Origin of the sequence: Rhizobium sp. SEMIA 4085 (genome assembly GCF_013004495.1) — a bacterium.
Lineage (GTDB): Bacteria > Pseudomonadota > Alphaproteobacteria > Rhizobiales > Rhizobiaceae > Rhizobium > Rhizobium gallicum.
In genome coordinates, this window is sequence record NZ_JABEPH010000418.1 from 1 (window position 1) to 4,639 (window position 4,639).

3 protein-coding genes and 1 tRNA gene are annotated in these 4,639 nt (G+C 61.8%); 1 reads left to right on the top strand and 3 read right to left on the bottom strand.

From position 1 onward, the window contains the following. Positions 1-177: 177 nt before the first annotated feature. A tRNA-Arg gene (locus C9413_RS28020) sits at positions 178-254 on the top strand. A 245-nt stretch (positions 255-499) separates the two neighbouring features. Here C9413_RS28020 and C9413_RS28025 read toward each other — a convergent pair. From C9413_RS28025 to C9413_RS33880, 3 genes are all read right to left on the bottom strand, one after another. Then, on the bottom strand, positions 500-2,218 hold the full coding sequence (locus C9413_RS28025; protein ID WP_039845595.1) for an adenylate/guanylate cyclase domain-containing protein: 1,719 nt from the start codon (positions 2,216-2,218) through the stop codon (positions 500-502). 872 nt (positions 2,219-3,090) lie between these two features. Then, complete coding sequence (locus C9413_RS28035) at positions 3,091-3,816, bottom strand: LssY C-terminal domain-containing protein (protein WP_039845596.1); 726 nt, start codon at positions 3,814-3,816, stop codon at positions 3,091-3,093. A gap of 21 nt (positions 3,817-3,837) precedes the next feature. Beyond that, the gene (locus tag C9413_RS33880; RefSeq protein ID WP_082046543.1) at positions 3,838-4,296 is read right to left on the bottom strand and encodes a hypothetical protein; all 459 of its coding nucleotides are present in this window, start codon (positions 4,294-4,296) and stop codon (positions 3,838-3,840) included. Between the last annotated feature and the right edge of the window lie 343 nt (positions 4,297-4,639).

The following is a 4,639-nucleotide window of genomic DNA, read 5'->3' on the forward strand; positions in this document are numbered from 1 at the left end:
GCTGAGTCCTGTACAATACAGAACCCAGCCCTTAAATCTGCCTTGCCTTTAAACCGTCCAACTTAATGGGGTCAGTTCACAAGAACGGCGGACTTTTCAATTTTGGAGATTGAAGCGCAGGGCAAGCTAGGCTAAGAACATCCCATCGGACAGGCGATTCAAACCGCCTCAGGGCATGCACCCGTAGCTCAGCTGGATAGAGTGTTGGATTCCGATTCCAAAGGTCACAGGTTCGAATCCTGTCGGGTGCGCCATTTTTCTACCACTCCAGAACAAAACTAAGAAACTGCAGAGAAGGCGGCTTTGCGCCTCGTTGTCGGTCACAAAAACTGCTTTTCCGGCTTCTCGAAAGCGGACATTGCAGGATCCATCACCAACGTCGTACTCGCGCGCCATCAACGGACATCGATCGATGGAACCCACGGGCATTGCCCTCACAGCCAAAAGTCGAGCCTATGTCCTGACCAGAGCAAGCCGGCAATCCAAAATGATGCGCTCTTTAGTCGGGAAGGCCAGCCTTGCGGTAGCCTTCGACGAAGCGCTGGAGCACTTCCTCGTCGTCGAATGGCTGCGATGATGCCCAGTGCCCGATGCTAAAATGGGGATCGTTCATCATGAAGAATTCCGCCTCCTGACGGGCTTCATCCAGGCGCCCGAGCTGCGCGAGGGCTGCCGCCAGCAAGCGCCGCGACGTGGTGCGGTAGGTTTCCGGCTTGCGCAAAGCCTCAACCGCGGATTGATAGTCGCCGAGCGCATAATAGGCTTGGCCTGCCATCCAATAGTACCATCCCGGTGGGCGCGGATTGAGCCGCAACGCCCGCTTCACGAATTCGACGCCCTTGACCGCGTCGCCCCTCAGGGTGATGAGATCCGAGCGTATCGCCCAGGCATCGGCATGATTAGGATCGAGCTTGAAGGTTGCCTCGAACTCGGCATCCGATTCCGCGTAACGCCGTTCGTGACCAAGTATGATGCCCAGCCCCCAGCGGTTCCCCGCATCGTTAGGGTCGAGCGCCACAGCCCGCTGCGCTTCCGCCAGCGCGCGAGGCTGGTTGGTTTCCTTCGGCTCGTTCCAGAACAGCCAGCCGAGCCAAAGATTGAGCGCCAGCAAGCTATGTGCCTCGGCATAGTCGGGATCGAGTCCGATCGCCTTTTCCAGGAGCATGCGCGCTTCCCGCGCGCCTAACCCGGTCTGAAAACTGACGCCGCGGGCTCGCACGCAAAGGTCATAGGCTTCGAGACTCGTCGGCCGTTTGCGCGCCGGCTGTCCGGCCAATCGGCCCACAAGGGCTTCGACGATCTTGGCCGTGACCTCGTCCTGCACTGCGAAGATGTCCTCGAGACTGCTGTCGTAGCGCTCGGCCCAGATATGATCGCCGCCGATCGCGTCGATCAGCTGCGCATTGATGCGCACGCGCGCCGCGGCGCGCCGGGCGCTGCCTTCAACCACATAGCGCACCCCTAGATCACGCGCGGTCAAACGCACATCGACCGACCGCCCCTTGTAAGCAAAGGTTGAGTTGCGCGCGATGACGAAGAGGCCGGCTGAGCGAGACAGGTCGGTGATCAGGTCTTCGGTCAAGCCGTCGACAAAGGATTCCTGTTCCGGATCGTTGCTCATGTTGGTGAAAGGCAAGACCGCGATCGAGGGCTTGTCGGGCAATTCGAGCGATGCCAGTCGGCCGACCGGAGCGGCTCTCGGAACGTGCAGGTTCACGCGATAGCAGTATATCGGCTCGGCTATATTCTTCACCCGCTGCTCGCCCATGGGCTCGAACGCAAACGCCAGCTTCTGCCTGACCTCCTTGGACACCTTCTCCGAAACGCAGATACCACCGGGCTCGGCGAGTTGTTGGAGACGCGACGCCACGTTCACGCCCTCGCCATAGCGATCGTCCCCTTCGACGATCACTTCTCCAAGGTTGATTCCGATCCGGACTTCGAAGCGCTGGTCTTCGGCGACGCTCGCGTTACGCTCCGCCATGCCGCGCTGAAGCGTGACCGCGCATTCGACCGCATCCACCACGCTGCCGAACTCCGCCAGCAGGCCGTCTCCCATCAGCTTGAAGATTCGCCCGTGTCGCGTCGCGATTTCCGGCTCGAACAGCTCTTTGCGGCCACGTTTCAGCCGGTCGAAGGTGCCCGCTTCATCCGCCTCCATGAGCGCCGAGTACCCGACAACATCGATGGCAAGGATGGCAGCGAGCTTCCGCTCCATGTTGAGCCTCAATAAAGATTCACGACTCGCAAGCCGCAGGTCAGAGCCAGGCAGGACCGGCGCCTCTGGCATTACCGCCTTACCGGCCTATGATACCACAGATCACGCCTCTTGAGACTATGGCTCGCGCGACGCCCCAGCTCTCCTGCCGCAGCGCCACTGACGCGCGTCCGACCGATCCCGCTGCTTGTTCGCAGCAGTGGCGCAAACGGACTATGACCCCTTTGCGCCTTCATTTCGGACATCAAAGCTGCTTGTCCAACGTCCAAAAGCCGACATTCCTTATGACGTATCCGGGGCCAGCCGATTATTTCGGGGTATATGTTCGAATCCCGCCCGGTCCGCCAAGCATGCGGCCGCAAGAAATCCTCAAGCGGTGGCTGGGCGATCGCGTCGACATAGTTGGTGATGGTCGAGGCCGCGGTCACGGCCACCATCTCCAGCACCTGCTCCCGGCGCAATCCAGCGGCGACGCCGGTTTCAAGATCATCGTCGCGCACATGGCCGCGTGCTTCGCGCCAAGTGCCGACAGAGCGGCAAGTCGAGTGTCAGCAGGAACACCGCCCTCGCGGATCGCCTCGACATCAGCGGGCGTGAGTCCTTCCTTCAGAGCGAGGATGCTGTGGAAGGCCACCGCCCAATCGCAGGAATTGGTGACTGCACTGGCAAAGGCCCGAAGGCTTCCACAATCGCACAGTTGAGGACCCCCCGGCTCGAGTGTTTTGTCTCCTTGCCATGAGACGCCGGCTGCCATCCGTCGCCGAGGTCGAACGGGCAGTTCCCTTCGAGCGGCGCCGCGAAAGCGGATCCGTCGATGGTTAGTCGGGGAAGCCGGTTTCGGCCGGTTCGCCCTGGTCCCGCCCTCGCGAATCTTATTGCTTTTCGGCCGATCTCAGCACCCCCACAAGGATACGACCGTCGGTGAAGTACGGGTCTCCGCCGCCGTTGCGACCATCTTTTGTCGCACCGGCACCTGCGCGCTCGTAGGTCATCGAAACCTGCCCGGCGGCCTTGAGGTCACCGATCACCAGCTCGCGCTCGGCATCGAGATCGGGTCCGATATGGTGGGTGATCTGCCCGGTGTCGTGGCTGACGCCGACTCCGCGGTCGAAGCTGGCGGAGCCCAGCCACAGCGGCTGGCCGTCGGCGCCGACCGACGCCGTGTGCCAGAGGCGTATGTGGTGGCGCTCGTCCGCGCTTCGCCCGACTGGTTTTTCGAAGGCCAGATCCTGCTTCCGGCCATCGAAGAACAGCGGGCTGACCGGCGCATCGAGATCCGGCCGATCGAGCGCCACGCTCAGGCCAATTTCGATCGAGGAGAGCAGTGTTATCCTGTCGGCGGGATCCCAGCCTGAGGCGGCGAAGGCTTTGATCACCTGCTGCTTCGGGCCGACGACGCCGACGTTGATTGGGTCGCCCGGAATGTCGTCGTCGGTCGTAGTGACCATCCGGCTGAGATCGGCAACAGTGCTCCGGTCACGGAAGATCCAAAGTTCAGGCATCACCAGGTAGCAGACGAGCAGATACGCCAGGAGGACGGCGGCAAGAACGCCCGCCGCCGATTTCCATCCGCCTCGGCTGTTTCTCCCCTGCTCCATTGCAGTGTGCCGCTCCCGACTTCAGTAGCAGGGCGGATACGGATAGTAGCCGCAAGCGGGGTTATAGCATGGCACGGGAGCCGCCGCAGCACCGATGGCAGCGCCCGTCGCGACTGCGGCGCCGTAGCGGGCCGCCGGATGCGCATGCAATCCACCATGGAAGCCGACCGCACCCACGCCAACGCGCCCCATTCCGGCGCGCGCCACGAACATGTCGATGAAAAGCGAAGCCGGGCCATGAAACGGCGGGGTAACCGGCACCCATTTCAACCGTGTCCAGTAACAGCAATGAAGCAGCGCGTCGCTGGCAACAATCCCGAGCTGATCCGAGAGGTCCAGCATCTGCCGCTCCCCGAGGTGGGTGACCAAGCCATGAAAGATGGGGAACACGATCCAGAACAGAATCAGGGCCGCAGCGGTCTGAGCTGCGAGGAGCCCCACGTAGATCCATGGTGCCGACAGCCCTGATCTTGACTTCAAGCTCCGCCTCCCAATGCAGTCCCGCTGATCGTTGCTCTGGTGAAAACACGAAGCAGAACGCACAGGCCGCCGTGGCTGATCCCGACGCGCCCTCATGTACGGCGCGGTATTCCGGCCGATGCCGATCCCACCTACCAGTCGAATCGCATTGGAGGCGGGCGCCGCCTGTGGCGATCCGTTCATCGCGTATTCTGGCGTCACTCGACTGGTTCGAACTCGCCCGGCTTCCAGGTCTTGTCGAACCATGACTCCAGCGGGCCATATAGGCGAAGAAGGACGTGCACACAGTTGGCCGGCACTGTCATGAGCCAGTTAGCGCACAGGCCTATTGGGTACGTCTGCC

Excerpts from the sequence above, each read along its gene's own strand:
- C9413_RS28025 (WP_039845595.1), bottom strand. The coding sequence starts at position 2,218 with ATGGAGCGGAAGCTCGCTGCCATCCTTGCCATCGATGTTGTCGGGTAC.
- C9413_RS28035 (WP_039845596.1), bottom strand. The coding sequence starts at position 3,816 with ATGGAGCAGGGGAGAAACAGCCGAGGCGGATGGAAATCGGCGGCGGGC.